Annotated in this window: 27 protein-coding genes and 3 pseudogenes; 14 read left to right on the top strand and 16 right to left on the bottom strand. The window is 62.8% G+C overall.

The genetic code is table 11. From position 1 onward, the window contains the following. Positions 1–16: 16 nt before the first annotated feature. Positions 17–337 carry a GNAT family N-acetyltransferase gene (locus tag FNZ07_RS04475; protein WP_091011782.1) on the top strand — a complete coding sequence of 107 codons (321 nt, stop codon included), beginning with the start codon at positions 17–19 and terminating at the stop codon, positions 335–337. A gap of 3 nt (positions 338–340) precedes the next feature. After that, on the top strand, positions 341–517 hold the full coding sequence (locus tag FNZ07_RS34435; protein ID WP_091011781.1) for a GNAT family N-acetyltransferase: 177 nt from the start codon (positions 341–343) through the stop codon (positions 515–517). 78 nt (positions 518–595) lie between these two features. Here the strand turns inward: FNZ07_RS34435 and FNZ07_RS04465 are convergent, their stop codons facing one another. Beyond that, positions 596–1501, bottom strand: coding sequence for a LysR family transcriptional regulator (locus FNZ07_RS04465; protein WP_091011780.1), 906 nt, complete (start codon positions 1499–1501; stop codon positions 596–598). A gap of 86 nt (positions 1502–1587) precedes the next feature. On the opposite strand from FNZ07_RS04465, the gene FNZ07_RS04460 reads away from it, so the two are divergent. Then, positions 1588–2469: an alpha/beta fold hydrolase gene (locus tag FNZ07_RS04460; protein WP_091011779.1), complete on the top strand. Its 882-nt coding sequence runs from the start codon at positions 1588–1590 to the stop codon at positions 2467–2469. 55 nt (positions 2470–2524) lie between these two features. Here the strand turns inward: FNZ07_RS04460 and FNZ07_RS04455 are convergent, their stop codons facing one another. After that, positions 2525–3643, bottom strand: a complete 1119-nt coding sequence (locus tag FNZ07_RS04455; protein WP_091011778.1) for a 3-deoxy-7-phosphoheptulonate synthase — start codon at positions 3641–3643, stop codon at positions 2525–2527. Between the two features lie 188 nt (positions 3644–3831). Here FNZ07_RS04455 and FNZ07_RS04450 point away from each other — a divergent pair. After that, a pseudogene (locus tag FNZ07_RS04450) lies at positions 3832–5180 on the top strand (DUF2325 domain-containing protein). Positions 5181–5203: 23 nt separating this feature from the next. Here the strand turns inward: FNZ07_RS04450 and FNZ07_RS04445 are convergent. The 7 genes from FNZ07_RS04445 to FNZ07_RS04415 all read right to left on the bottom strand — a co-directional run bounded on the left by FNZ07_RS04445 (position 5204) and on the right by FNZ07_RS04415 (position 9659). Beyond that, the gene (locus tag FNZ07_RS04445; RefSeq protein WP_091012816.1) at positions 5204–5527 is read right to left on the bottom strand and encodes a winged helix-turn-helix domain-containing protein; all 324 of its coding nucleotides are present in this window, start codon (positions 5525–5527) and stop codon (positions 5204–5206) included. A 126-nt stretch (positions 5528–5653) separates the two neighbouring features. Beyond that, positions 5654–6265: a nitrogen fixation protein NifQ gene (locus FNZ07_RS04440; RefSeq protein ID WP_091011776.1), complete on the bottom strand. Its 612-nt coding sequence runs from the start codon at positions 6263–6265 to the stop codon at positions 5654–5656. 56 nt (positions 6266–6321) lie between these two features. Then, entirely contained in the window at positions 6322–6822 is a 501-nt protein-coding gene (locus tag FNZ07_RS04435; RefSeq protein WP_091011775.1) for a molybdopterin-dependent oxidoreductase, read from the bottom strand. A gap of 166 nt (positions 6823–6988) precedes the next feature. Further along, positions 6989–7171 (bottom strand): hypothetical protein, encoded by a 183-nt coding sequence (locus tag FNZ07_RS04430; RefSeq protein WP_091011774.1) that lies wholly within the window; start codon positions 7169–7171, stop codon positions 6989–6991. Positions 7172–7184: 13 nt separating this feature from the next. Further along, positions 7185–8672 (bottom strand): PepSY-associated TM helix domain-containing protein, encoded by a 1488-nt coding sequence (locus FNZ07_RS04425; protein WP_091011773.1) that lies wholly within the window; start codon positions 8670–8672, stop codon positions 7185–7187. A gap of 83 nt (positions 8673–8755) precedes the next feature. Next, positions 8756–9172 (bottom strand): DUF2946 domain-containing protein, encoded by a 417-nt coding sequence (locus tag FNZ07_RS04420; RefSeq protein ID WP_091011772.1) that lies wholly within the window; start codon positions 9170–9172, stop codon positions 8756–8758. A 58-nt stretch (positions 9173–9230) separates the two neighbouring features. Continuing rightward, positions 9231–9659, bottom strand: a complete 429-nt coding sequence (locus tag FNZ07_RS04415) for a TOBE domain-containing protein (protein WP_091011771.1) — start codon at positions 9657–9659, stop codon at positions 9231–9233. 209 nt (positions 9660–9868) lie between these two features. Here FNZ07_RS04415 and FNZ07_RS04410 point away from each other — a divergent pair, with 209 nt between their 5' ends. After that, entirely contained in the window at positions 9869–11083 is a 1215-nt protein-coding gene (locus tag FNZ07_RS04410) for a DUF2252 domain-containing protein (protein ID WP_091011770.1), read from the top strand. Between the two features lie 72 nt (positions 11084–11155). Here the strand turns inward: FNZ07_RS04410 and FNZ07_RS04405 are convergent, their stop codons facing one another. The 3 genes from FNZ07_RS04405 to FNZ07_RS04395 all read right to left on the bottom strand — a co-directional run bounded on the left by FNZ07_RS04405 (position 11156) and on the right by FNZ07_RS04395 (position 14337). Continuing rightward, positions 11156–12271 carry a succinylglutamate desuccinylase/aspartoacylase family protein gene (locus FNZ07_RS04405; RefSeq protein ID WP_091011769.1) on the bottom strand — a complete coding sequence of 372 codons (1116 nt, stop codon included), beginning with the start codon at positions 12269–12271 and terminating at the stop codon, positions 11156–11158. Positions 12272–12306: 35 nt separating this feature from the next. Next, entirely contained in the window at positions 12307–13089 is a 783-nt protein-coding gene (locus FNZ07_RS04400) for a transporter substrate-binding domain-containing protein (RefSeq protein WP_091011768.1), read from the bottom strand. 174 nt (positions 13090–13263) lie between these two features. Next, the gene (locus tag FNZ07_RS04395; RefSeq protein WP_091011767.1) at positions 13264–14337 is read right to left on the bottom strand and encodes an asparaginase; all 1074 of its coding nucleotides are present in this window, start codon (positions 14335–14337) and stop codon (positions 13264–13266) included. Between the two features lie 202 nt (positions 14338–14539). Here FNZ07_RS04395 and FNZ07_RS04390 point away from each other — a divergent pair, with 202 nt between their 5' ends. Together FNZ07_RS04390 and FNZ07_RS04385 are read left to right on the top strand one after the other, a co-directional pair. Next, on the top strand, positions 14540–15145 hold the full coding sequence (locus FNZ07_RS04390) for a cytochrome b (protein WP_091012815.1): 606 nt from the start codon (positions 14540–14542) through the stop codon (positions 15143–15145). A 57-nt stretch (positions 15146–15202) separates the two neighbouring features. Continuing rightward, positions 15203–16654 carry a glycosyltransferase family 2 protein gene (locus FNZ07_RS04385; protein WP_091012813.1) on the top strand — a complete coding sequence of 484 codons (1452 nt, stop codon included), beginning with the start codon at positions 15203–15205 and terminating at the stop codon, positions 16652–16654. 62 nt (positions 16655–16716) lie between these two features. Here FNZ07_RS04385 and FNZ07_RS04380 read toward each other — a convergent pair whose 3' ends face one another. Beyond that, on the bottom strand, positions 16717–16905 hold the full coding sequence (locus tag FNZ07_RS04380) for a glycine zipper 2TM domain-containing protein (RefSeq protein ID WP_091011766.1): 189 nt from the start codon (positions 16903–16905) through the stop codon (positions 16717–16719). Positions 16906–17079: 174 nt separating this feature from the next. Between FNZ07_RS04380 and FNZ07_RS04375 the strand changes: the two genes are divergently transcribed. The 5 genes from FNZ07_RS04375 (at position 17080) to FNZ07_RS04355 (ending at position 20306) form a co-directional block, all read left to right on the top strand. Beyond that, positions 17080–17433, top strand: a complete 354-nt coding sequence (locus tag FNZ07_RS04375; protein WP_091011765.1) for a YciI family protein — start codon at positions 17080–17082, stop codon at positions 17431–17433. Between the two features lie 135 nt (positions 17434–17568). Further along, positions 17569–17997 (top strand): YciI family protein, encoded by a 429-nt coding sequence (locus FNZ07_RS04370; protein ID WP_091011764.1) that lies wholly within the window; start codon positions 17569–17571, stop codon positions 17995–17997. Positions 17998–18008: 11 nt separating this feature from the next. Then, entirely contained in the window at positions 18009–18545 is a 537-nt protein-coding gene (locus FNZ07_RS04365; protein WP_091011763.1) for an SRPBCC family protein, read from the top strand. Positions 18546–18615: 70 nt separating this feature from the next. Next, on the top strand, positions 18616–19023 hold the full coding sequence (locus tag FNZ07_RS04360; RefSeq protein WP_091011762.1) for a VOC family protein: 408 nt from the start codon (positions 18616–18618) through the stop codon (positions 19021–19023). A gap of 8 nt (positions 19024–19031) precedes the next feature. After that, the gene (locus FNZ07_RS04355; protein WP_091012811.1) at positions 19032–20306 is read left to right on the top strand and encodes an RNA polymerase sigma factor; all 1275 of its coding nucleotides are present in this window, start codon (positions 19032–19034) and stop codon (positions 20304–20306) included. A gap of 31 nt (positions 20307–20337) precedes the next feature. Here the strand turns inward: FNZ07_RS04355 and FNZ07_RS04350 are convergent, their stop codons facing one another. Next, positions 20338–20928 (bottom strand): CGNR zinc finger domain-containing protein, encoded by a 591-nt coding sequence (locus tag FNZ07_RS04350; protein ID WP_091011761.1) that lies wholly within the window; start codon positions 20926–20928, stop codon positions 20338–20340. Positions 20929–21082: 154 nt separating this feature from the next. On the opposite strand from FNZ07_RS04350, the gene FNZ07_RS04345 reads away from it, so the two are divergent. Together FNZ07_RS04345 and FNZ07_RS33965 are read left to right on the top strand one after the other, a co-directional pair. After that, complete coding sequence (locus FNZ07_RS04345) at positions 21083–21982, top strand: alpha/beta fold hydrolase (protein WP_091011760.1); 900 nt, start codon at positions 21083–21085, stop codon at positions 21980–21982. Between the two features lie 93 nt (positions 21983–22075). Continuing rightward, a pseudogene (locus FNZ07_RS33965) lies at positions 22076–22339 on the top strand (AAA family ATPase); the annotation flags it as partial. A gap of 46 nt (positions 22340–22385) precedes the next feature. Here the strand turns inward: FNZ07_RS33965 and FNZ07_RS33960 are convergent. Both FNZ07_RS33960 and FNZ07_RS04330 read right to left on the bottom strand, forming a co-directional pair. Then, a complete protein-coding gene (locus FNZ07_RS33960; RefSeq protein WP_091011759.1) occupies positions 22386–22814 on the bottom strand; it encodes a VOC family protein in 429 nt (142 codons plus the stop codon). A 147-nt stretch (positions 22815–22961) separates the two neighbouring features. Beyond that, a pseudogene (locus FNZ07_RS04330) lies at positions 22962–24158 on the bottom strand (thioredoxin family protein); the annotation flags it as partial. Positions 24159–24180: the final 22 nt, after the last annotated feature.

The following is a 24180-nucleotide window of genomic DNA, read 5'->3' as shown; positions in this document are numbered from 1 at the left end:
ATCGTTGACGTTAGAAATGAACATCCCTTCCAGTAGCAACACAAGGAACCCGCCGAGCGCCGCGCCCGTGAAAATAAGAGAAGCCACTTTCGAAGACGCCGAGGCCATCGCAACGGTTCACGTGGCCTCATGGCAGGCAGCGTACAAAGGAATCATGCCGGAGCACTTCCTGAAGACCCTTTCCGTCGAGGCACGCGCAGCGACATGGCGAAAATTGCTTCAGGCGGGAACGCCACACGTGCTCGTAGCCCAAGTGGATGAGACGATCATCGGTTGGACTGCTTTCGGCGCTTATCGGGACAAAGACAACAACTGGGCGGAAATAGAAGCGCTCTAAGTCCTGCCCGAATTCTGGCGTAAAGGCATAGGCGGACGGTTAAGCGATGCTGCACGTCAACTGCTGCACACCGCTGGGTATTCGTTTGCCACGCTTTGGGTGCTCTCGGAGAACCATCACGCCAGAGCGTTCTATGACCGAAACGGATTCACTCAAGACGACTCCAGCAAACTCATCTAGATCGGCGGCGCTCAACTGACAGAAGTTCGCTACCACTGCACGTTACCGCAGTAGCCAGCGGTCCAGCACATATCGCACTCACGTCTTCTTCTCCACACTCTCCTTAAGCCGCACCCCAAGAAAATCGATAAACGTCCGCAGCTTAGGCGACAATCGATGCCGCTCCAGATACACCGCATAAATGTCGGCATTCGGCAGCGCCCATTCGCCAAGCAGCAGCTCGAGCGTACCGTCGTGTAGCGCATCGCCAATCTCCCACTCTGACCGCACCACAACCCCACGACCTTCGAGCGCCCAGCGCAATACGGCACTCCCGTCATTGCTGCTTAGCGCACCACGCACTTTCACAATCTCCGATTTCTTGCCACGCAGAAAATGCCAGTTGCCGTATGCCGAGTCGTTTTCGCGCAGCACGATGCAGTCGTGGCGCGCGAGATCGCGCGGCGCTTTGGGTGTCCCGCATCGTTTCAGATACGCCGGCGATGCACACACCAGACGCCGGTTTTCTACGAGCAGCCGTGCATTGATTCGCGCGTCGGGCACATCGCCGAAGCGGATGCCGATGTCGAATGCCTGTTCCTGCAAGCTCACGGGCCGGTCGGTCAGGTGCAACTGGATTTCCATCGTCGGATAGCGTTCGACGAAAGCGGAAATAGCCGGCGCGATATGCGCGCGCCCGAAGCCGAACGAGGCGTTGACCCGCAGCAACCCCGACGGCTCCGCGCGGCTACTCGTGACAAGCTGTTCGAGTTCGGCCAGCTCGGAGAGGATGCGCGACCCGTTCGTCAGATAAAGATCGCCTTCGGTGGTCAGGCTGATGTTGCGTGTCGTGCGGTTCAGCAGACGCACGCCGAGCCGGCGTTCAATCTGCGCAAGCCGCTTGCTCACCGACGGTGTGGTGACACCGAGTTCGCGGGCCGCGGCGGTAAGGCTGCCCTGGCGCATCACGAGTTCGAAGAAAGCCAGATCCGACACGCCGTCCATTGTTTCTCCCCGGGTAACAACGGTTTGCTTTCATCGAAACCATAACCTGAAAGGAAGCAATTAGACTAGGGGCAAAGGAGTCAGCAATGTTCAACGATTTTCAACCGGTGGCCGTCGAAGTCGACGGCATCACGATTCGCGCGGTGCGCGGTGGTCAGGGGCCCGCGCTGTTGCTGTTGCACGGTCACCCGCAAACGCACGCGATCTGGCACAAGGTCGCACCGACGCTCGCGCAGCAGTTCACCGTCATCGCCGCCGATCTGCGCGGCTACGGCGACAGCGGCAAACCGCCCGGCTTGCCCGATCACAGTAACTATTCGAAGCGGCGCATGGCGCAGGATCAGGTCGATCTGATGCGCGCACTCGGTTTCGACACCTTCGCGGTGATCGGTCACGATCGCGGCGGGCGCGTTGCGGCGCGGATGGCGCTCGATCACCCGCATACCGTCGAGCGGCTCGTCACGCTCGACGTTGCACCGACGTTAGCGATGTACGAGCAGACTTCGCTGGAATTTGCGCGTGCCTACTGGCACTGGTTTTTCCTCGTGCGTCCCGCGCCGTTTCCCGAATCGCTGATCCGCGCCGACGCCGATCTCTATCTGAAGCAGACCATCGGTGCGCGCAGTGCGGGCCTCAAGCCGTTCACAAGCGAGGCCTACGCCGAGTATCTGCGGTGCCTGCAAGATCCGGCGACCGCGCACGGCATCTGCGAGGACTACCGCGCGTCGATCGGAATCGATCTCGAACACGACCGCGCCGATCTCGCCGCGGGCCGGGAGATCGAGTGTCCGTTCGTCGCGCTATGGGGCGCCGATGGCGTGGTCGGCCAATGCTTCGATCCGCTCGCCGAATGGCGGCGCTGGAGCCGCGACGTCAGCGGCGCTGCGCTGCCGTGCGGCCATTACATCCCCGAGGAAGCGCCCGAAGTGTTGCTCGAGCGCGTGCTGCCGTTTCTGCAAGGTTTGTGATTCGCGCTCGCTCCGGCGGCCCTGAACACTCCGGAGCGAACCTGGCGCGCAACCGTTAGCGCTTGCGCCGCGCCCGCACCGCCGCCGCGAGCGTATTCAGCACCGGTTCCGTTTGCGCCCAGCCAAGGCACGCATCGGTAATCGACACGCCGCGCCGTAGCGGCACATCGGGCTTCAGGTCCTGCCGCCCTTCCTCGAGATGGCTTTCGATCATCACACCGATAATGCGTCGATCGCCATCCGACAATTGCGCCGCAACGTCCTGCGCGACATCGACCTGGCGCAGATGCGACTTGCCCGAATTCGCATGCGAGCAATCGACCATCACCTGCTCGGGCAAGCCGAGCGCACGCAGCGCGGCGCAGCTTTCCTCAACCGACGCGCGATCGTAGTTCGGCCCTTTCTTGCCGCCGCGCAAAATGACGTGTGTGTCTTCGTTGCCGCGGGTTTCGAAGATGGCGGCCATGCCCATTTTCGTCATCCCCATGAACGCATGGCTCGCGCGTGCAGCGACGATTGCATCCGCGGCGATCTGGATGCTGCCGTCGGTGCCGTTCTTGAAGCCGATCGGGCAGCTCAGACCCGAAGCCAGCTGCCGATGGCTCTGGCTTTCGGTCGTGCGCGCGCCGATCGCGCCCCACGCGATCAGGTCCGCGATGAACTGCGGGCTCAGCAGGTCGAGGAATTCGGTGGCGGTCGGCAGGCCGAGCGTGCCGACGTCGAGCAGCAGTTGCCGCGCCGCACGCAGCCCTTCGTTGATACGGAAGCTGCCGTCCAGACGCGGGTCGTTGATGTAACCCTTCCAGCCGACCGTCGTGCGCGGCTTTTCGAAGTACACGCGCATGACGATCAGCAGATCGTCGCGCAACTCGTCGGCGGCGGTTTTCAGCAGTCGTGCGTAGTCGATCGCCTGGTCGTGATCGTGGATCGAACACGGGCCGACGACGGCCACCAGCCGGTCGTCGCGACCTTTCAGCACGTCCGCAATCTCCCGGCGGCTGTGCTCGACGAGCGTCTGCAAGCTTGCTGGGACGGGCAGTTCGTCCAGCAGCAAGGCGGGTGAAATCAGCGGACGGACGGCGCCAATACGGGTGTCGTCGATACGCGTGGTGTCCTGGGTAGCGTCGGCAACGCCGACCTCCTGGTCATGCAACGGATTGTCGATGCGGCTCAAGTCAGTCTCCGGAATCCGCGTGGGGAAGGCCGTAATGGTACTCGCATCGGGTTACCCGGGCTGCGGACCGATATATTCGGTGGTATATTTCGCGGAACTGGGACCGAGGCGGTGCGGCTTATGAAGAACGCGTCTGCGCCGCTGTAACCGGCCTCGTCCTTGCAACCGGAACCGGATTCGGGATCGTCATGCAGGCTCCTCCGTTTCGTCTTGCCCGCACGCCGGGCCTCGGTCAGCTCAACGACAGCGCCGGTAGCTACCCGCGCCACGGCGACGCATGCTGCGCGCCTTCTACCCGCTCCCAGACTCATTCCCCGAAACGCCGTACGCGGCTTTCGGAGCTCGATTCGCACCTGCATTGCTCGGTGATCGGCACGTGTCTGAGCACGCACGAACTACGCAAGCTGGTGCCGCGTTTCAAGGCATTGGACCGGCAGCACGCCACCGACCTCGAAATCCATCACGCGGCCGTCGAACTGGCTATCGAAGGCGGTGAAGGCGGCAAGGCGCTGCACAAGGCGCTCGACGAGCGCTATGCGACGACGATCCGCCGTTTCGACAAGGCGACCGATCCGCAGGCAGTGCTCGCGCTATGGAACGAGGCGCTCGCCAGTGGCGATATTCCGCCTGCATATTGGGCGCTGATCACGCATCCGCAGGCGACGCTCGACATCCGTCAGGCGGCATTCGGCGAACTGCACATGCTGTCGCATCTGGTCGGCGCCGCCAATCGCGCGGACATTCGGCGGCTCGTGGCGCTGGAGGAAGAGAACGCTGAGCTACGCAGCAAGGTCGAGCGCCAGCAGAGTCGTCTGCACGAGATGAGCACGCGGCACGACACACAGACGCGCGAACTGACCGCGCAGATCGCTCAGCTAGAGACACAGGCGCGTCAACCGCGCCCCGCTGATGACACCGCACGCGAAGCCGAAGTCGCCACGCTGCGCGACGCGCTCGCCGCCCGCGATGCGCGTCTCGCGCTGCATACGAGCCGCCGCGAAGCCGCCGAACAGCGCGCTGCCGACGAGCAGGAGCGCGTAACCGTATTGCGCGCGACACTCGACGAAACGCTCGCGTTGCTCAAGACCGTGCAGGCCGAAGCTCACGCCATGGAGCGCACGCTGCAGGCCAGCGCCGCCGAACCAACCGATGCCGCCGCATCCGGCCGTCCGCAGTTCACGGGGCTGGAGGGCAAGCGCATTGTCTATGTGGGCGGCCGGCCGGGATCGAATGCGGTAATCCGGCGCATCGTCGAAACGGCGGGGCGGTGCTGACCGTGCACGATGGCGGCGTCGAGGATCGCAAGGGGTTGCTGGCCGCGGCGTTACCGGGCGCGGATCACGTTGTGTTTCCGGTCGATTGCATCGATCACGATTCGATGAACATGCTCAAGCGGGTGTGCGAGCGTCACCAGGTTGTGTACTTTCCGTTGCGGACCGCGAGCGTGGCGAGCTTCGTCGAATGGCTGACGCGGACGGCTGAGCGCGACACGACGGGCCAGCCGCCTGCGTCGCGATTCTGCCTGCGGCACGGCTGAGCACAGCCCAGTCGTTCTCAATCTCAGCGTTTGATAAACCGCGTCAATGCGGCGATCTGTTCGGAGCAGACCGTATAAGCCTGGTTTTCGATGTCGCGATACAGGCGAATGATCTCTTCGCCGACCGGCGTCAACACACTGCCGCCGCCGCTCTGGCCGCCGTGCTCGGAGACGGTGGCTGGCGACTTCAACGAGCGGTTCAGCTCATCCATCAGCAGCCATGCGCGCCGGTACGACATCTTCAGGCTGCGTGCCGCCGCCGAGATCGAACCGTGTTCGCGCACGGCTTCGAGCAGCGCAACCTTGCCCGGACCGAGTGCGATCGTATCCGCCTGCTGGATACGCATGCGGAAGCGGACCTCGGGTTTTGCGGTGGCCGGAATCTTCGGATCGTTGGTGGGTTTAGCCATGCGAGCAAGCATACACGATGCGATTGGCGGCGCTGTGCGGTGCGAGCAGGTTAACTGGCAGGTTTAGCGACCATCGGGGAAGCAGTGCCGGAAATCCTCGCAGCCGGGGCAACCGGGCGCGGGTCCCGGCACTGCGCCGGTCGATAGCGCCAGTTCGCGTGCCAGAAATTTCTTCCAGCGCAGGTTCTCGACGTTGCGTGCGACCAGCGCCGGAAAGTAACGCGTCAGCATCGCGGTGACGTCGTCGCGACCGCTCAGGCCGAGGTCGCGCCAGAGATGATCGGGTCGCAGGCACGCATGCGCGACGATGGCGGCGATGCATTGGGCGTCGTTGGTATCGATTGATGGCGGGACGTGGGTGAGTAGCAGGTGCGTGAGTGAGTCGACAAACGTCGCGTGAGCGGGGTTACTTGCAAGTGCTCTACACGCCGGCGGAACGAGCGGTGCGGCATGAGGAAAGTGGCGCTGGAACAGTGCGTGCATGTCGGCCGGTGTAAGGCCGAGCAGCATCGATTCGCCGCGGACTTCGCGTGCCGCGACGAGACGCGCGAACAGATACGTGTCGTTAGCGTGGTTTGAATCCGCGTGTGCCGAGAGTTCCGCGGCACGCGCAATACACGCACGCTCGATGTCGTGCGGTAGCGCGTGGCGATCGAGAGGCGCGGAGTCGGTCATGGTGTAGGTGCCCCGGGCGTATGCATGCAACGTCGAACGGACTGAGCCCGCACGATCTACAGCTGAACCGTCCGCACGATGATGCGCGCAAGCCGCTTCACATGGCGCGGCGCCGGCAACGTATCGGCACCAGAGAACAGGATCGGTGCACCGTCCTCGACGGCGAGCGGCTGGTCGCCACACTCGTGCGCGATCAACGCCTGCTCGCCGATCGGCGTATTAAAGAGTTCGTGCCACGAGAATGTGACCGCATAACCATCGTGCGCAACCGCGATGACGATCATCCGTTTGAAATCGCCGGGCTCTTCGCAACGCAGACCGGCCTGGGCGATCAGATCTTTCAGCAGCACGCCCCGATAACGGTCGACGGGACGGATAAAGCGGTTGGTCGTAAAGCAGCGTAGATCGAACGGTTGGGCGAGCACGCTGGGCAGTTGCCGCAACTGCTCGAGCGAGAACGACTGTGCGGAAACGACGTCGCCCGTCAGCGACACGGCGCTGCCGGTCGTGTCGGTTGCTGGGGCGGCCGTGCCGGTCGCCGTGTCTGCTGGACTCATCGTCGTTCCTCACGGGCCGGAGCAGCCGGCCGGTTCGTCGCTGTATGCGTCGATATATTACGCGCGGACGCGGAAGATCGCCGTGCGGCGACATGCGATACCCGTCATAGCGGTTTGCGTATCGCGCACGGCGGGTGTGAAGCGCAGCCCGCACCCGCTTACGTCGTCAGCGCACCTGACGCATGCAGCAGATCGGACCGCTTCCCGAAGCAGGTAAATCGACATCGCCAGGGCGCGTCATCCACGCGATCCATGCAACCCACAAGGCGACCGCGAGGAAAGCGCCGATGTTCAGGTGCGTTTTGTAGCGAAGGATCAGTTCAACAATCGAACGAGGTTCCCGTTTCATATGTGCCTCCAGGTCAGGCAACTTGTCGCGTGAAGCGGCAAAAGATCATCCGGTCGGCGATCCACACGGCCAGCAGCGTTGCGCCCATCAATGGAAAGACGATGCCGAGCAAAACGAGGCCGGTTTTCCAGCCGAACATCGGCGGCGCGGCACGTTCGCGTGAAGGCGCGCCGAGCGTGCGTTGCGGCCGGCGTTTCCACCACATTACGCAGCCGGTAACGGCCATACCCGCGAGCCCTAGCGAGATCGCCGTGCAGAGGATCTGATTGGCAACGCCGAAATAGCGGCCCATATGCAACGACGTGCCGTACGACACGGCCTTCGACACCGCACCGTAGTCGCTGTAGCGGATATCTCTCAACACGGCGCCGCTGTACTGATCGACGTACAACGTGCGCTCATCTTGAGGATTGCCGGGAAAGTACGAAACGGTGTAGACCCCGGTCGCGGAGTCGGGCAGCACGATGTTGTAGCCACTCGACACACCTAGCGAAGCCGCCAGCGCGACAACGCGATCGAGCGGTAGCGGCAGTGTCTGCGCCGGGCGTGCATCGGCGGAGGCCGGCACGGGAGTGTTGCCGACCGCCCATGGCGTCTGCGGCAAGGGCAGATCGTCCATCACCATGCCCGGCATCGAAGCCATTTTCCCGTCCTGGGTGTCGTGTCCTGCGTGCGCTTCAGTCGTGCCGCCGGCGGTGGGCTCGCGCTCTGCAGGAACGCCAGGCATGACGGAGCGCAGCGCCAGGCCGCCCCACGTGCCCGGCGGCGAGCCGAGATTCGCGGCGTTCGCGAGCGCCTTGAACTGCTTGCCCCACGAGCCCGTCCAGGGCAGGCCGCTCAGCACGAACACGACCGCACCGAGCCCGAGCCAGATGCCCATCACGGCGTGAACGTTCTTCCACAGTGCGCGCCCTTTGAGCGTAAAGCGCGGCACCAGTGCCGCGCGCGCCGTCGTTTTCTCGCGTGGCCACCAGAGGGCGATACCGGTGCCGATCATCACCAGCGTCCAGCAGGCGGCCAGTTCCATCAGCAGCTCGCCCGGTTTGCCGAGCAGCAGTTTGCGGTGAAGCATCCGGTCGACCTGCATGAAACGATGCTCGACGCTCAGCGTGCCTAATACTGCGCCGCTATACGGGTTCAGATAGACGCTCTGTTTCTCTCCATCGGCGAGACGGAAGATGAACTCGGTGCTGCGATCCGGTGCACTCGCAATCACGGCGGTGACCGCGCGCGCGTCTGCCGGCATCGCTTTGCGTGCATTCGCAAGCAGCGCGTCTTCGGCTAGGCGGGGTGTGGTTTGCGGTGCGACGATCAGACGCTGCGGATAAAGCAGCGGCTCGATCTGCGGCTGGAAACAGTACAACGTGCCGGTGATCGCAAGCACCACGAGAAAGGGCATCACAAAGAGGCCCGCGTAAAAGTGCCAGCGCCAGAGCGTCCGGTAGCCGGCATTTGCCGCGCCTGTCGCTGAGGTCGCGGGTTGAGCGATGGTGGTGGACATTCAATCCTCCTGAAACATTGAACAGCCGATCGCGCGCTCCCTTTAGCGGGTGCGACGAAATACGCGATCAGAAACAATGACGGTCAGGAAACGGCAGGCGGGTCTCTGGGACGTCCGGACGGGAACGCACCGAGTGGCGTGAAGCGGGTGGAGAGGGCGGGCGGCGCAGTGCCGGCAATCGCGAAGGCGGCCGGCGGCGTGGTGGCCGCCAGCGTCGGCATGGCGACGTGATGTGCGAGCAGATGACAATAGCCACATGCACCGAAGGCATCGTCATGGCTCAAATGAACCGGCGCCGGGTCGTTGTCACCGATATTACCGGTGTGACCGATTGCCGCACTGAGGTTGCGCGGCTGCAGGGCGGAACAGAGTGCGGCGATGGGTTCGTTCGCGCGTTGCGAAACCAGCAACTGACTCACGACCGGCGCGAACACGATGAACCACATGGCGACGAGGCCAAGCCATGCGGTCATGCGGTTGCGGGAGTGTGGAGTCGTCATGATGGGCGGATGAACGCGGCGATTCTAGCACTCCAGAGCGACGTTCTCCGCCGCGTGCTTACTGATCGACGCCGATGATCACGCTCGACGCCTTGAAGATCGCCGCCGCCGGTTTGCCGCTTGCGAGCCCGAGCCGGTCGACGCTGTCGTTCGTGACGATCGCCGCGATCTGGGCGCCACCCGGTGCGGCGATGATGACTTCGGCGTTAACGGCGCCCTTCGTCACCGACGCCACCGTGCCGGCGATGTAGTTGCGTGCCGACACGCTGCTGCTGGTGGCATCGACCATCACGATTACCGACGAAGCCTTGACGAGCGCGAAGGCCGGTTTGCCGGCCGCCAGCCCAAGCGACGTCGCGCTGCCGTGCGTGATGACGGCGACGATTTCGAGGCCGTCCTGGGTGCGCAGCGCGATTTCGTCGTTGACTGCGCCGGTCTTGACCTCGGTCACCTGACCGACAAAATGGTTACGGGCACTGGTTCGCATGGTGGTCTCCACAGATAAGGCCGCTGTCGAAAGCGAGCGGGCCTCGGTTAAAGATAGGCCACGAGTGTACCGGGAACCTGAAAGCTTGCGCACAGGCAGCCGTGATATGGTCCCTCGCGTGGCGCGTATAGCGGTGTATAGGCGCGCATCGAACACGCACAACGGGCGCAACGGGCCGATCGGCCCACGAACACGCAGGCAGAGCAACCATGATCGACATCGCACAGCAAATTGCAGCATTCAACACCGGGCGCGACCCCGAACGGCTCGCCATGAAATACAAGCTCATGCGCACGTCGCCGTTCGTCTTTCTGCGTGGCACGTGCCATCTATTCTATGCACGCCTGCCAGCCGGCAGCGTGCTCGATACCTCGCCCACCGTGTGGATCTGCGGCGACATGCATCTGGAGAATTTCGGCAGCTACAAGGGCGACAACGGGCTGATCTACTTCGACATCAACGATTTCGACGAGGCATGTCTTGCACCGAGCCTGTTCGAACTGATTCGTCTGCTTACTAGCGTGCTGGTCGGCGCCAGCGATCTGAACGTGAGCCGGGCTGAAGCGCTTGCGCTTTGCCATACCGCGGTCGATGCCTATGCGGCGGCGCTTTCCGTCGGCAAGGCGCGCTGGATCGAAGAGGAAACCTCGACGGGTATGGTCCGCGATCTGTTCGATGCGCTGCACGCGCGCACACGCGTCGATTATCTGAACCGGCGTTGCGAGTTGAAGGGCAAGCGCCGCGTGTTGCGTATCGACGGCAAGAAGGCTTTGCCCGTCGACGACAGCACCCGCGAGAAAGTCACGGCCTTCATGGACGATTTCGCGAGCCATCTGGAAACGCCGGGGTTTTACCGCGTGCTCGATGTCGCGCGACGTATCGCGGGTACGGGCAGTCTCGGCGTGGATCGCTACGTGATGCTGGTGGAAGGCAAGGGCTCGCCCGACGGCAACTATCTGCTCGATCTGAAGCAGGCGCTGCCTTCATCGGTGGTGCCGCATGTGAAGACGAAGCAGCCGAAATGGGCAAGCGAAGCGCAGCGCGTGGTCGCGGTTCAGCACCGTGTGCAGGCGGTATCGCAGGCATTCCTGCACTCCGTCGAGCACGAAAAGCGGCCCTATGTGCTGCGCGGTTTGCAGCCGTCGGAAGATCGCGTTGCGCTGAGCAGTTGGGACGGCAAGCTGCCGCGTCTCGAAGCGGTGGTCAACAGCATGGCGGAACTGTGCGCATGGGCACAGCTACGCAGCGGCGGACGCGAAGGATCGGCGATTGCCGACGAACTGATCGCCTTCGGTAGCCGCAAGGACTGGCAACTGCCGCTCATCGAACTGGCCACGCAGTGCGAAACGCAGATTGCCGCCGACTGGAAGACCTATTGCGATGCGTTCGATGGCGGTGCGTTCAAGGTCGAAGTGAAGGCCTGATCAAGCGCTGCGTGCGCCGCTTGCGCTTTTTCAGCGGAGTTTCGACGCTCCACGCAAAGCGTCGCACCGTACCTACGCGCCCAGCAGCACACCGGTACGGATCGGCCGCGTTCCCGTCACGCGTCCGAGCGGCGCACCTGCCGTCGCGAAGCGGATCGCGCGACGCATGTAGAACACGCCATCGGTATGACTATGCAGCGTGGTCGTCGCATCGGTCAGCGGATCGACAATGTCGAATAACGGATCGCCCGCGCGGATCGTGGCGCCGATCGGCGCACGATGCACGACGATGCCGCTCGTCGGCGCGTAGAACTGCTCGCTGCCTGCGAGCGGTGTCGCGGGTGTCAGCAACGGCGGCAGCGGTTTAGCCGTGCCGCGGATAGCACCACGCGCGCGCAGGAATTCAACAATCGCGTCAGCGTCCTGTTGCGCGATCTCGTAGGTCACATCGCGCTGACCACGGCATTCGATCGTCGTCGCGATCGCGCCGGTGGCGAGCGGCGTGCCCTCCGGCAGATGCTGCTGCAAGGTCCACCAGCACAGGCTGTGTGCTTCGTCGAAGGCCTGGCCACCGGAGTCGGTGGCGAGCAGCGATGCTTCTGCGCCCAGATAGCGCGCGAGCGGCTCGAACTCCGGCCACGCCACTTCGCTCGTATAGAGATGCATCGCGGCTTCGAGCGAGCAATGCAGATCGATGACGACATCCGCATCCACCGACAACGCAAGCAGCGTGCGCTGCAGCGATTCGTATTCCGTTAGCGGTTGAAGCGCGGCGAGCGCATCGCGCAGCACGCTGCGGATGAGCGCCTTGTTGCGTTGCGCGTCGTCGCCGAACTGCTCACGCGCATTGCCGGCGAGTTTCGCCAGATCGACGAAGTGTCGATTGAAGTTCTTGCCGCTCGCCAGATCGAAGCGACCGATGAATTGTCCGAGCACGTACTGTGCGAGTCCGACCGGATTCGCGACCGGCACCAGCACGATTTCAGAAGCAAGCGCGCCGTCGGCTTCGAGTTGCTCAAGACGGCGGCGCAGCAGGACGCTGACGAGCATCGCCGGCGTTTCGTCCGCGTGCAGCGACGACTGGATGTAGATCTTCTCGCCGTTGCCAGGCGTGCCGAAATGGAAGCTCGTGATTTCGCGCCGCGTGCCGACGGCAGGCGACAGAAGCGGAGTGGTGTGCTGGCGCATAAGGTGTGAGGAATGGAGTGAAGATGAACGGTGACTTAATCGCCGTACGGATCGAAATCGAAGTAACGCTGCGCGATCTGCTTATAGGTACCGTCTTTGCGTATCGCCGCGATGGCGTCGTCGAGCGAGGCCTTCAACGCGGTGTCGTCCTTGCGCAGACCGATGCCGGTGCCGTGGTCGCCCATCGATAGCTGCGGTCCGACGAACGCAAAACCTTTGCCGGCCGGCGTGCGCAGAAAGCCGATATCGGCTTCGACCCAACCGAGCAGCGCGCCGTCGAGCCGGCCGTTGCGCAGATCTTCGAACACCTGGTCCTGGCTCTTGTACGCGATCACCTGAGCGCCACCCGGCGCCCAGTGCGCGAGCCCGTAGGTTTCGAACTGCGTGCCCGTCTGCACGCCGATGCGCTTGCCCGCGAGCGCGGCCGGATTGGCGGCGAGCGGCGAACCCTGCGCCGCAATCAGACGCGATTTGAACTGGAACAGCTTCGACGAAAACGCGATGGTCTGCATGCGCTTGTCGGTGATCGCCATCGACGACAGGATCGCGTCGATCTTGCGTGCCTGCAGCGCGGGGATCATCCCCGAGAACTCCATCTCGACCCAAGTGCATTTCGCGTGCATCCGGCGGCACAGCTCGTTGCCGAGATCGACGTCGAAACCTTTGAGGCTGCCGTCGGGCGCCTTGAAATCCATCGGCGGGTAAGTCGGATCGATGCCGAGACGGATTTCGCCGGGGTCGCGCGCGAACGCCGCGGGACTGACGCCGGCGCAAAGCGCGGCCACGATGGCCGCGAGCGCGAGCAGATTTTTTCTCATGGGGTCTCCGGAGCAAAACGGGGCACGGGGGGTACGCGGCGAGTGGTTGCGCTGCGCACATGGTAAAACGGCGCGGCGCCGGGTCGAAGACCTCTTCGGACTATCGTGTTCACTTTTTTCGATCGCGGGTCGGCGGCGTCGCTCATGCCTTCCCGATGCGCGGGCGCCTTACTGCTATCGATTTTGCTGTCGGTTGAGCGCGAGTGACAGCGATAACGCCAGCCGCCCGGTCTCGACATCCATCGTGTTGCGCAGCGGCGGCGCGCGAAAGGTCTCGAGCGCTGCACGTTGCCCGGGCGTACCGATGTCCAGTTGCGCAAGCAGTTCGGCGACGAGCGCGTACAGAACTGTCTTGTTGCCGTCTTCGACCTTCACCGCGATTCCGAGCGCACCGCTTGCACCGTGCCGCGCGGTTTGCGCCGACGCGCGCACGCCGACCGCGTAGCTCGCTTCAGCGCCGACCTTGCCGACCAGCGCACCGCCGAACGACTGCATCAGCAGCGTGCAGAAGCGGCCTTCGCCCGCGACCAGTTCCGGGTAAGTCGTCATCGCGCGATAGATGCGCGCGAGTGCGGCGGTGCGCGCGTCGCGCTCCGTCCGATCGGTTGCGTCCGCAAGCTTCGCGTAAAGTCGCGCGAGCCGGTCGAGCGGAAAGGCCGGCGTAGGCAGATTGCAACCATCGATGCTCCACTGCACCGCTGTGTCGGGCAGATCGCAGAGCTCGGCCATCGTGTGCCGCACGCGAACCTGCAGCGGATGCGCGGGAAGGTGATAATCGACCATCGATACGCCGAGCGCCTGCGCCGCCGCGAGCATGCCGACGTGCTTGCCCGAGCAGTTGCTGCATACGGCACCTGGTTCGAAATCGCGCTTGATCCATGCGCGGTAGACGTCGTCGGATAGTGGCGGATGGCCGCCGCAGCGCAGATCGGTTTCGCTTGCGTGTGCTTTGGTTAGCATCTGCTGCGCGCGTTCGATGTGGCGGTCCTCGCTGTTGTGCGACGCGCACATCAGCGCGAGATCGGCGGTGTCGAAGCCGTAGCGCTCCAGCGCGCCGGTCTCGACGACGGCGAGCGCCTGCGCGGGCTTGGCCGCCGAACGCGCCAGCGTGACGCGCGCCGGATCGCCGAAGCTGTAGAGCAGACGGCCGGTGGCATCGGTCACGGCAACATGAGCGACGTGGGTGTTTTCGACTGCGTCGCCGCGGTAGACGGTGGCGGCGACGGGCGCGGCAGTGCGAGCGGTCATCGGCGGTGTTCCGGAAATGTGAATGGCATACGCATTGTACGGACTCGGCGCATTGCGCTCGTGCGTGTGGATCTTGACCAGAACGCAACCGACGCGGAATAAAACCGGCCTGCATTGCGTTCTGCAAGGACTGCGGCACATCGCAGACGCTTTCACGCGACAAGAATTTCCGCCCAACCTTACATTTCGACAGCGAAGCGCCATGATTTCTCAAACCAGTCCCGAACTTTCCGCGCAGCATCTCGATGCCGACGCGCCGTCGCGTTATACGCGCACGGCGATGGCGCTGCACTGGATCATCGCGGTCCTGATTCTCTGCAACGTGGCGCTGGGTCTGAGCGCAGACTGGCTGCCCGACGACTGGGTGCGCCCAGTCATCGATACGCACAAATCGATCGGCATCACGGTGCTCGGCCTCGCGCTGCTGCGCATTCTGTGGCGCATCCGGCACCGGCCGCCCGCGCTGCCGCTGTCGTTCCCGCGCTGGGAGCGTGGCGCTGCGCACGCCGCGCACATCCTGCTGTATGTGCTGATGATCGGTTTGCCGCTATCGGGATGGCTGCACGATTCCGCGTGGAAAGACGCGGCTACCCATCCGATGCATCTCTTCAACCTGGTGCCGTGGCCGCGTATCGGCTACATCATGCATCTCGATCCCGTGCTGAAAGAAACGCTGCATGATCGCTTCGGCGCGCTGCACGTGTGGCTCGGTTATGGGCTTTATGCGCTGCTGGCGTTGCATATCGGCGGCGCGCTGAAGCATCAATGGATCGACCGGCATTCGGTTCTCAAACGCATGGTTCCCTGACGGCAAGACGCACCGCCCGATCGAACATCACCCCCATCGACGTAAAGAGTGAGCAACTTGAAGACTTCTCTGGAACAGGCGCTGGCAGCCGCCTCGCCGCGCATCGTGCCGCGCCCCGTTACGCTGACGGGGCTGCTGATACACGGCAGCGTAGGAGCGTTGTGGTTGATCCTGTTTGCCCGCGCGTTTTTTCTGCATGGCGTCGTGGCCTGGTCTACGGGGCTGGCGTATGTGATCTACGACACGCTGCTGCTGATCTTCGTCACGCTAAAGACGTTGCCGCTTGCGCGCGGCGATGTGAAGCCGCCGGTCGCTGCCTTTAGCGAAGACGAGTTGCCTTCGATGGGCGTGCTCGTCGCCGCACACAACGAAGCGTCCGTGTTGCCGATCACGCTCGCGGCGCTGCTAAGACAGACGCAAGGCCCCGCGCAGATCGTCATCGCTGACGACGGTTCGAGCGATGGCACGCACGAGCTGCTCGTGCGCGAATTCGGCTTGATCGCGCCGCGCGAGGGCGAACTGAGTGCACCGAGTACGCGCTATCCGAATCTCTACTGGTTACGCGTGGCGCACGGCGGCAAGGCACGTGCGCTGAATGCAGCGATCACGCTGGTATCGACTGAAACGGTAATGACCGTCGACGCAGACACGCTGCTAGCCGACGACGCAACCTTGGCGATGCGGCGCGCGTTTGCGCAGTATCCGCGTGTCGTCGCGGCGGCGGGCGTGATCGTGCCGGTGTGCGGCAAGACCGTATCGGGGCGTTTGTTCCAGTGGTTCCAGACCTACGAGTACATGCGCAACTTCATCGCGCGTTTTGCGTGGATGCGTGCCGATAGTCTGCTGCTGGTGTCGGGTGCGTTTGCTGCGTTTCGTCGCGATGCGCTGATGACGGTCGGCGGGTTCGATCCGCAGTGCCTCGTTGAAGACTATGAGTTGATCCATCGGTTGCGTCGCTACTCGGTGGATCACGGGCTCGACTGGGATGTGCATGTCGTCGGCGACGCGCACGCGCGCACCGACGCGCCGGCCACACTCGGCACGTTTTTACGGCAGCGTCGCCGCTGGTTTGCGGGCTTTCTGCAGACGCAATACTGGAATCGCGACATGACCGGCAATCCGCGCTACGGCACGCTTGGCATGTTGATGCTGCCGGTCAAGGCGTTCGATACGATGCAGCCGGTTTACGGGCTGACCGCGGTCGCGTTGCTGTTCGGTTTTGTGTTCGGCGGACACGGTGGGATCGTGCTGTCGATCTTCAGCGTGATCGGTCTCAAGACCGCGCTCGATCTCGCGTTCTATCTATGGTGCGTGCATCTGTATCGTCGCTGGACCGGCGATCGCGCGAACTCGAGTTTGTGGGCGGCGACTGCCGCTGCGATAACCGAGCCGTTCACGTTCCAGTTACTGCGCCACACTGGAGCGGTGCTCGGCTGGTTGCATTTTTTGCGCGGCGGACGCTCGTGGGGCAAGCAGCATCGCTCGGGGTTGGTCGCGGGCGGCGATTGATCTGATCGGCGCGAATTTTTACGCGTCGCCGCAGCGACGGATCGACGCTGCCGGCGTTGCCGCTACTTACCCAGTTCGTGCCCGATAATGCCGCCCGCCACGGCGCCGCCAACGGTGCCGACCGCGCTGTGATTCGTCGCTTCGTTGCCGATCACACCGCCCGCTGCTGCGCCGCCTAGCGTGCAGCCTGCCACGAGCGGCGCCAGAACGGCGGCGGCCGTCACACTGATCCATCTGATTCGATTCCACATAGCGAACTCCGTAGGAAAAGCGGGTACCAAAGGGAGTAGCAAGCGGTGTGCCGTGCCGATCTCCGGCGTCGAACCCCGTTTGCCTGGCTCCGTTCCGCTTGCTAGACTCCGATCGCAATCCACCCAACCGCATTTGCCCGACGCGTCGGATCCTGGACTAATCACGGAGACTTCATGACTTACATGCTGCTCATCGTCGAACCCGCCGACCAGCGCAACGATCGCACCGAAGCGGAAGGGCGCGTGCTGTACGACCGCATGCTTGCCTATGGCGCCGATCTCCAGTCACGCGGGCTTTTGCTTGAAGCGCAGTCGCTGGCGTCGACGAAGCAGGCCGCGCGGCTGCAGGTGCGTAACGGCGAACGCAGGCTCGTGGATGGCCCGTTTGCCGAAGCGAAGGAAATGGTCGGCGGATTCTTCCTGCTCGATTGCGCAACCCGCGCCGAAGCGCTCGAAATCGCCGCCACCTGCCCAGCCGCCGAATGGGCGACCATCGAGGTCCGCGAAGTCGCTCCCTGCTACAAATAAACGTCGTATCGCTTCGCGACCAGGTATTTACCCTGATCTCGTCATTCCGTGTCGATCTCGTTGTTCGCCGTTCGTCGTGTCGGTAAGGAGCCAGCAAACGGTTCCTCCCACTGACAACCCAACGGAGAGATTGCGATGCGTTTCATGATGATGATCAAAGCGAGTGCAACGAGCGAAGCCGGCGGCATGCCGTCCGAAGAGCTGATCGCCGCCATGACGACCTATCACGAAGAGCTTGCGAAGGCCGGTGTGCTGCTCGATGCCACTGGCCTTCAGCCGAGTTCCACGGGCTGGCGCATCCAGTATTCGAATGGACAGCGCCGGGTGATCGACGGGCCGTTCGCCGAAACGAAGGAACTGATTGCCGGTTACACGCTGATCCAGGTGCGCTCGCGCGAGGAAGCGATGGAATGGGCGCGGCGTTTTCCCGCGCCGTTCGGCGAACTGGCCGACGGCGAAATCGAAGTGCGTCAGATTTTCGAACTCGATGACTTCGGACCGAGCGATGCGGTAGACCGTTTTCGCAAGCTCGACACCGTTCATCATCAGGCGGCAACGAACTGAGGAGACGCGTCATGTTCAAGAACCTGCTCATCGCTGTCGTTGCTATCGTCGGTCTGGTGCTGATCTACGCGGCGACCCGGCCCGATACGTTTCACATCGCGCGTACCGTGCGCATCCAGGCGCCGCCCGAGCGCATTTATGCGCTGATCGACAGTCTGCGCAACTTCAATAGATGGAACCCGTTCGAGAAGAAAGATCCGAATCTGAAGGGCACCTACGGTGGGCCCGATGTCGGTCCCGGTGCGAGCTACGCCTGGACAGGCGAGAAGATCGGCGTTGGACAGATGACCATCGTCGATAACACAGCGCCTTCACGCGTGACGATGCAGCTCGATTTCATCAAGCCGTTCGAGGCGCACAACATGGCCGATTTCACGCTCACGCCTGCCGCCGATACCCCCGGTGCCACCGACGTCACCTGGACAATGCACGGACCCTCGCCGTATGTGTCGAAGCTGATGGAGGTGTTCGTCAGCATGGACAAGATGGTCGGCAACGACTTCGAAAGCGGACTGAACAACCTGAAGACGCTGGCCGAAGCGAGCTAAGCCCACACCACACACATCGGCCGGCTACGTCGTGTGTTGCCGGCCTCACGGTACAAAGGACTGTTTGATCATGCACAAGCAAATCTACGTCAATCTGGCCGTCGGCGATCTGGGTCGCTCGAAGGCATTCTTTTCTCACCTCGGCTTCGAATTCGATCCGAAGTTCACCAACGATCAGGCAGCCTGCATGATCGTTGGCGAGAATATCTACACGATGCTGCTGGTCAAGCCGTTCTTCCAGAGCTTCACGCACAAGACGCTGTGCGATCCGGCGCAGAGCACTGAAGCACTCGTATGCCTGTCGTGCGACAGCCGCGAAGAAGTCGATCGCCTCGTGGCGAAAGCGGTGGCGGCGGGCGGGAAGGTACCGCGTGCGCCGCAGGACTACGGCTTTATGTACGAACGCAGTTTCGAGGATGTCGATGGGCACATGTGGGAGTTGATCCACATGGACCCTAACGCCGAATGCGTTTCCTGAGGTCGAACGTGACTACGGCAGCGACGCATCGTGCGATCGAGGCGGTCTGGCGGATCGAAGCGGCGAAGGTCATTGCTTACGTCGCGCGCGTGGTGCGCGACGTCGGCGTGGCTGAGGAACTTGCGCAGGACGCGCTCGTGGCCGCACTCGAGCATTGGCCCGAAGCGGGCGTGCCCGATAACCCGGGGGCCTGGCTAATGGCGACGGCGAAAAATCGCGCGCTCGACCGGTTGCGACTCGATGCATTGCATGCGCGCAAGCATGAGGAACTCGGCCTCGATCTGGATGCGCTCGAAGCGCATGTCGTGCCCGACTTCGTCGACGCACTCGACGCTGCGCGCGCAGACGACATCGGCGACGACCTGCTGCGGCTCGTGTTCACCGCGTGCCACCCGGTGCTATCGACCGATGCGCGCGTCGCGTTGACGCTGCGCCTGCTAGGCGGTCTCACCACCGACGAAATCGCACGCGGCTTTCTCGTGCCGGAACCGACCATTGCGCAGCGCATCGTGCGTGCGAAACGCACGCTGTCGGCGGCGAAAGTGCCGTTCGATGTGCCGCAGGCCGATGCGCGCGCGGTGCGCCTCGCGTCGGTGCTCGAAGTGATCTATCTGATCTTCAACGAAGGCTATTCGGCGACCGCCGGCGACGACTGGATGCGTCCCGCGCTCTGCGAAGAAGCGATGCGGCTCGGGCGCGTGCTCGCCGGGCTCGCGCCCGGCGAGAGCGAAGTGCATGGTCTGGTCGCGCTGATGGAGATCCAGGCGTCGCGCACGCATGCGCGTGTCGATGCGCAAGGGCGTCCGGTGTTGTTGCTCGATCAGGATCGCAGCCGTTGGGACCCGCTGCTGATCCGCCGCGGACTCGTCGCGCTGGAGCGGGCCGAGACGCTCGGCGGCGCGAGTGGGCCGTACGCGCTGCAGGCTGCGCTGGCCGCCTGCCACGCGCGCGCACATCGCGCGGATGACACCGACTGGGAGCAGATCGTCGCGCTTTACGATGCGCTCGTGCAGGTTACACCGTCGCCGGTGGTCGAGCTGAATCGCGCGGTGGCGGTGGGGATGGCGTTCGGTCCTGCTGCTGGGCTCGAACTCGTCGATGCACTCGCGGCCGAACCTGCGCTCGCGAACTACCACTGGCTACCGAGCGTACGTGGCGACCTGCTTGCGAAGCTCGGTCGTATCGACGAGGCGCGCGTCGAATTCGCGCGGGCGGCATCAATGACACGCAATGCCCGCGAGCGCGAATTGCTGCTGGAGAGGGCTCGCATGGCGGGCAACTAAACGCGTTCGTGACGAGTGGTGACGATGCGGCTCAGCCCTGCTGCCGCTTGCGATAATTCGCAACCTTGTGGCGGTTGCCGCAGGTCGCCATGCTGCACCAGCGACGTCGATGCGATTTCGTCCGGTCGTAGAAACATCTTGTGCAATCGGGCTGTTCGCACTTGCGCACGAGATCGAATTCGCCGTTAGCGAGTAGTTCCGCCGCCGCTTCGGCAAGCGGCATCAACAGATGTTCGACGCAGCGCTGCTCAGTGCGCCGCTCGACACGCCAACTCCCTTCATCCGCTACCACCTGCACGGCATAGCGACCGCGCGCGAGAAACGCATTCAGCGCGGCCACGTCCACGTTTTCCCCTGCCTTGCGCTGCGCCACGAGTGTTCGCACGGTCTCGCGCAATGCGCGTGTCGCGTCGAGCAACGCGTGCGGCGTGTGCAACGCGAAGGCCGGTGCGTTTGCGGGCAGCCCCATTCGTTCGAGCCAGCGCAATACATCGGCGTCGCTTTGCAGGAAATCGCGCGGCGCGCCGTCTACTTGCGCGACGGTATTCAGCAGATCGAGCGCGACGTGGTCGGCTATCAGCATCGGTTCGATCAAGACGTCCGGGGGCCGGGGCGAGTTCATGGCAGAAGCGTCTGGCTGCAGAGCACAAGGGATACTGAATCAACTGTAACCGTCAAAATTGTTCTTGACAAGTTACATTGCGTCGTCAATGATGTAACCGTACTGAATGTACTTTAACGGTTTCATCATCCACCTTCTCCAGGAGAACATCATCATGTCGACGTCGTTGCTGTCCGAAGCCGGGTTGCCTGCTATTCCCCATGTGTCGCTCAAGCGCGTCGATGCCGACGGTGTCAACGTGTTCTATCGCGAAGCCGGTCCGGCCGATGCGCCGGTGCTGTTGCTGCTGCACGGTTTCCCCACGTCGTCGCATATGTTTCGCGAGCTGATGCCGCGGCTGGCGGCGCGTTACCGCGTGATCGCGCCTGACTTGCCGGGGTTTGGTTTCACGACGGTGCCGGATGCGCGCGGTTATACCTATTCGTTCGATGGGCTTGCGAAGACTGCGCTGGCTTTTGTCGATGCACTTGGGCTTAGTCGCTATGCGTTGTATGTGTTCGATTACGGCGCGCCGGTTGGGTTTCGGCTGGCGCTTGCGCATCCGGAGCGGGTGACCGCGCTCGTGTCGCAGAACGGCAATGCGTATGAGGAGGGGCTTGGCGATGCGTGGGCCCCGATCCGTGCGTACTGGTCGAGCCCGACGGAGGCGAACCGCAAAACGATCGCCGATGAAGTGTTGACGCTTGCGGGCACGCAGTGGCAGTACGAGCACGGCGTGGCCGATCCGCAGAGTGTTGCGCCAGAAACGTACACGCTCGACACGGCGTTATTCGAGCGGCCCGGTAATCGCGATATCCAGCTCGATCTGTTTCTCGACTATCGGTCGAACCTCGTGCTGTATCCGCAGTTTCAGGCGTATTTCCGCGAGTTCCGGCCGCCGACTCTTGCGATTTGGGGCAAGCATGATCCGTTTTTTATTCCGCCGGGTGCGCATGCTTACCGGCGCGATAACCCGGATGCAATCGTTGAGTTGCTCGATACGGGGCATTTCGCGCTGGAGACGCATGTCGATGAGATTGCGGTTGGGATTGATCGGTTGTTGCGGTCAGTGTAGAAGGTGGATGGGGGTCGACCTGAAAGTTCGCAAGCAACCCGCCCAGAAGGCGGGTTTTTGCTTTCTTGGTCCTCCCTACCAAAGGACTTGGACATGATGAGCGATAGCAAGACCAGGTTGAACAATGCAGCCGTTCTTCACATGCTTTGCGGGAAGATCGCGTCGGGGAAATCGACGCTGACGAAACACCTGGCGCGCACCGAGAATGCCGTGGTGATCAGCGAAGATGTCTGGCTTACGCATCTCTATCCGGGCGAGATCCGCACGCTTGATGATTACGTGCGGTGTTCGGTGCGGATCAGACGGGTGCTCTCGGAGCATGTGCAGGCACTTCTATCGGCCGGGGTGTCCATCGTTCTGGACTTTCCCTTCAACACCCGAAACAGGAAGAGTCGTCCCGCCACTATGCGTGTCGCTTGGGATTCCACGCTTTGTGTACGAACTCGAGCCGGTTGCCATCGAAGTCGGCGACATTGGCAGCGTAGTAGCCATGGGCGAAGTAAGCGCGGTCGGCTGGTTTCCCCTCGTCGGTGCCACCGGCTTTGATTGCAGCAGCGTAGGCCGCGTCAACCAGTTCATTGGTGTCGCAGACGATCCCGAGGTATAGCCCGGTCTCGCCAGGGTTGCGTCGACGTAACCAGATGCTTGAGCCGACCGCATCGCCCTTGCCGTACACGTCGTCACCAATGCCGTAAAGATCAGGGACGCCCTCGGGGCCCGAAGCGGCGTCGTAGTTGCCGAATACGCGCCAGCCGAGTGGCTTCAAGGCTTCGGAATAGAAAGCCAGTGACCTGTCGATGTCGATGACGGAAATGTAGACGTGGTCGATCATTTGAGTGCCTTTAGTTTGGGTGGATATTGCTTGCCTGACTACATCGAACGATATCAAACCTAAGGATGTCCTGCGCTCCGGTAGCGTGAGGAATGACGTGACGGCAGCCCCAGAGCAACGAATGCACATGCACCGCTTCGTCGATCATCAGCCGAACGTGAATACATACGCTTCGACACCCGGGTCCAGAAACTCGATCGAGAACGTGTGGTCCTGAATGTGGCCGGTTTGCCGCACCAGTTGATAGAGTCGCTGCTCAGTCACGGTTCCACTTCCATCAGCGCTGACGTCGACGCCGTGTGCCTCGCCAGGCGCAGCGTCATCGATGCTGACGCGAAACCGCACCGGCTTTCCGTCATTGCCGGGCCCAAGCACCAGATGCAGATCGCGTGCATGAAAACGAAAGATGATGCGCCCGGACGCGGCCGCAAGCACCGCATGCTCGGCGCCGACCTTCCACGTGCCCGCAAGTCCCCAGTCATTCAAGGCTAGCTGCGAGGGGGCGACATACGTACGCGGCTGGTCCTGCGTTTCGCCGCCGCGTGAAACGAAATTGTCTGCGCGCGCGTAGCCGATGTAGGTTTCGGGAGACTGGATATCGGCGATGTCAGCGGCCATCTGCACGCCTTGCGCAGGTATATCGGCCAACCCCGGTGCGATCTTTGCCGCGTCTGCATGTCCCGCGTCGATCAGCAGTTGCTGAATGACCTTTTCCGATTGTACGTAGTCGCCCTCGCCGAAATAGTGATAGCGGATCCGTCCCTGTGCATCGACCACATACAAAGCAGGCCAGTATTCATTGCCGAGCGCACGCCAGATCGCGTCGTTATTGTCGATTGCGACCGGGTAGGTGATGCCGAGGTCATGCGTCGCTTTCTTAACATTGCTGACGTTGTGCTCGAAAGTGAATTCGGGCGCTTGCACACCTATTACAACCAGCCCTTGGGCCTTGTACTTTTGCGCCCACGCTTTCAGATATGGCAGCGAACGTAAGCTGTTGATGCACGAATAGGTCCAGAAGTCGACCAGCACGACCTTGCCGCGCAGGTTCTGAGCGGTCAGCGGCGGGGAGTTCAACCACGCCACTGCGCCGCCAAGCGTCGGCAGTACGCCTTCCACGGGCAGCGCCGCAGCGCTGCGCGGAAGCGGGTCGACTGGTTTCTTCTCGTGTCCGGAGTCGACAATCGTCGGCACACGAGCCAGCGCTACAGTGTTGGCGCCAAGTGCAATAGCCGCCGTGAGGCAAAACATGACGAAGCGCCGTGGCGGCCGGATGTAAATACCGAGGATCGTGAAGATACCGGGCAGACTGGAGAAAATAATGGATAGCATGGTTACTGGACCGTACAGGTTGAGAGGCAGGATG

The organism is Paraburkholderia megapolitana (assembly GCF_007556815.1).
Taxonomy (GTDB): Bacteria; Pseudomonadota; Gammaproteobacteria; order Burkholderiales; family Burkholderiaceae; genus Paraburkholderia; species Paraburkholderia megapolitana.
This window is presented reverse-complemented; position numbering and strand designations above follow the sequence as displayed.

Bases quoted from the DNA above. Each gene is read 5' to 3' on its own strand.
- FNZ07_RS04475 (WP_091011782.1), top strand. From the start codon at position 17: ATGAACATCCCTTCCAGTAGCAACACAAGGAACCCGCCGAGCGCCGCG.
- FNZ07_RS04465 (WP_091011780.1), bottom strand. From the start codon at position 1,501: ATGGACGGCGTGTCGGATCTGGCTTTCTTCGAACTCGTGATGCGCCAG.
- FNZ07_RS04460 (WP_091011779.1), top strand. From the start codon at position 1,588: ATGTTCAACGATTTTCAACCGGTGGCCGTCGAAGTCGACGGCATCACG.
- FNZ07_RS04445 (WP_091012816.1), bottom strand. From the start codon at position 5,527: ATGCGTATCCAGCAGGCGGATACGATCGCACTCGGTCCGGGCAAGGTT.
- FNZ07_RS04440 (WP_091011776.1), bottom strand. From the start codon at position 6,265: ATGACCGACTCCGCGCCTCTCGATCGCCACGCGCTACCGCACGACATC.
- FNZ07_RS04435 (WP_091011775.1), bottom strand. From the start codon at position 6,822: ATGAGTCCAGCAGACACGGCGACCGGCACGGCCGCCCCAGCAACCGAC.
- FNZ07_RS04430 (WP_091011774.1), bottom strand. From the start codon at position 7,171: ATGAAACGGGAACCTCGTTCGATTGTTGAACTGATCCTTCGCTACAAA.
- FNZ07_RS04425 (WP_091011773.1), bottom strand. From the start codon at position 8,672: ATGTCCACCACCATCGCTCAACCCGCGACCTCAGCGACAGGCGCGGCA.
- FNZ07_RS04420 (WP_091011772.1), bottom strand. From the start codon at position 9,172: ATGACGACTCCACACTCCCGCAACCGCATGACCGCATGGCTTGGCCTC.
- FNZ07_RS04415 (WP_091011771.1), bottom strand. From the start codon at position 9,659: ATGCGAACCAGTGCCCGTAACCATTTTGTCGGTCAGGTGACCGAGGTC.
- FNZ07_RS04410 (WP_091011770.1), top strand. From the start codon at position 9,869: ATGATCGACATCGCACAGCAAATTGCAGCATTCAACACCGGGCGCGAC.
- FNZ07_RS04405 (WP_091011769.1), bottom strand. From the start codon at position 12,271: ATGCGCCAGCACACCACTCCGCTTCTGTCGCCTGCCGTCGGCACGCGG.
- FNZ07_RS04400 (WP_091011768.1), bottom strand. From the start codon at position 13,089: ATGAGAAAAAATCTGCTCGCGCTCGCGGCCATCGTGGCCGCGCTTTGC.
- FNZ07_RS04395 (WP_091011767.1), bottom strand. From the start codon at position 14,337: ATGACCGCTCGCACTGCCGCGCCCGTCGCCGCCACCGTCTACCGCGGC.
- FNZ07_RS04390 (WP_091012815.1), top strand. From the start codon at position 14,540: ATGATTTCTCAAACCAGTCCCGAACTTTCCGCGCAGCATCTCGATGCC.
- FNZ07_RS04380 (WP_091011766.1), bottom strand. From the start codon at position 16,905: ATGTGGAATCGAATCAGATGGATCAGTGTGACGGCCGCCGCCGTTCTG.
- FNZ07_RS04375 (WP_091011765.1), top strand. From the start codon at position 17,080: ATGACTTACATGCTGCTCATCGTCGAACCCGCCGACCAGCGCAACGAT.
- FNZ07_RS04370 (WP_091011764.1), top strand. From the start codon at position 17,569: ATGCGTTTCATGATGATGATCAAAGCGAGTGCAACGAGCGAAGCCGGC.
- FNZ07_RS04365 (WP_091011763.1), top strand. From the start codon at position 18,009: ATGTTCAAGAACCTGCTCATCGCTGTCGTTGCTATCGTCGGTCTGGTG.
- FNZ07_RS04360 (WP_091011762.1), top strand. From the start codon at position 18,616: ATGCACAAGCAAATCTACGTCAATCTGGCCGTCGGCGATCTGGGTCGC.
- FNZ07_RS04350 (WP_091011761.1), bottom strand. From the start codon at position 20,928: ATGAACTCGCCCCGGCCCCCGGACGTCTTGATCGAACCGATGCTGATA.
- FNZ07_RS04345 (WP_091011760.1), top strand. From the start codon at position 21,083: ATGTCGACGTCGTTGCTGTCCGAAGCCGGGTTGCCTGCTATTCCCCAT.
- FNZ07_RS33960 (WP_091011759.1), bottom strand. From the start codon at position 22,814: ATGATCGACCACGTCTACATTTCCGTCATCGACATCGACAGGTCACTG.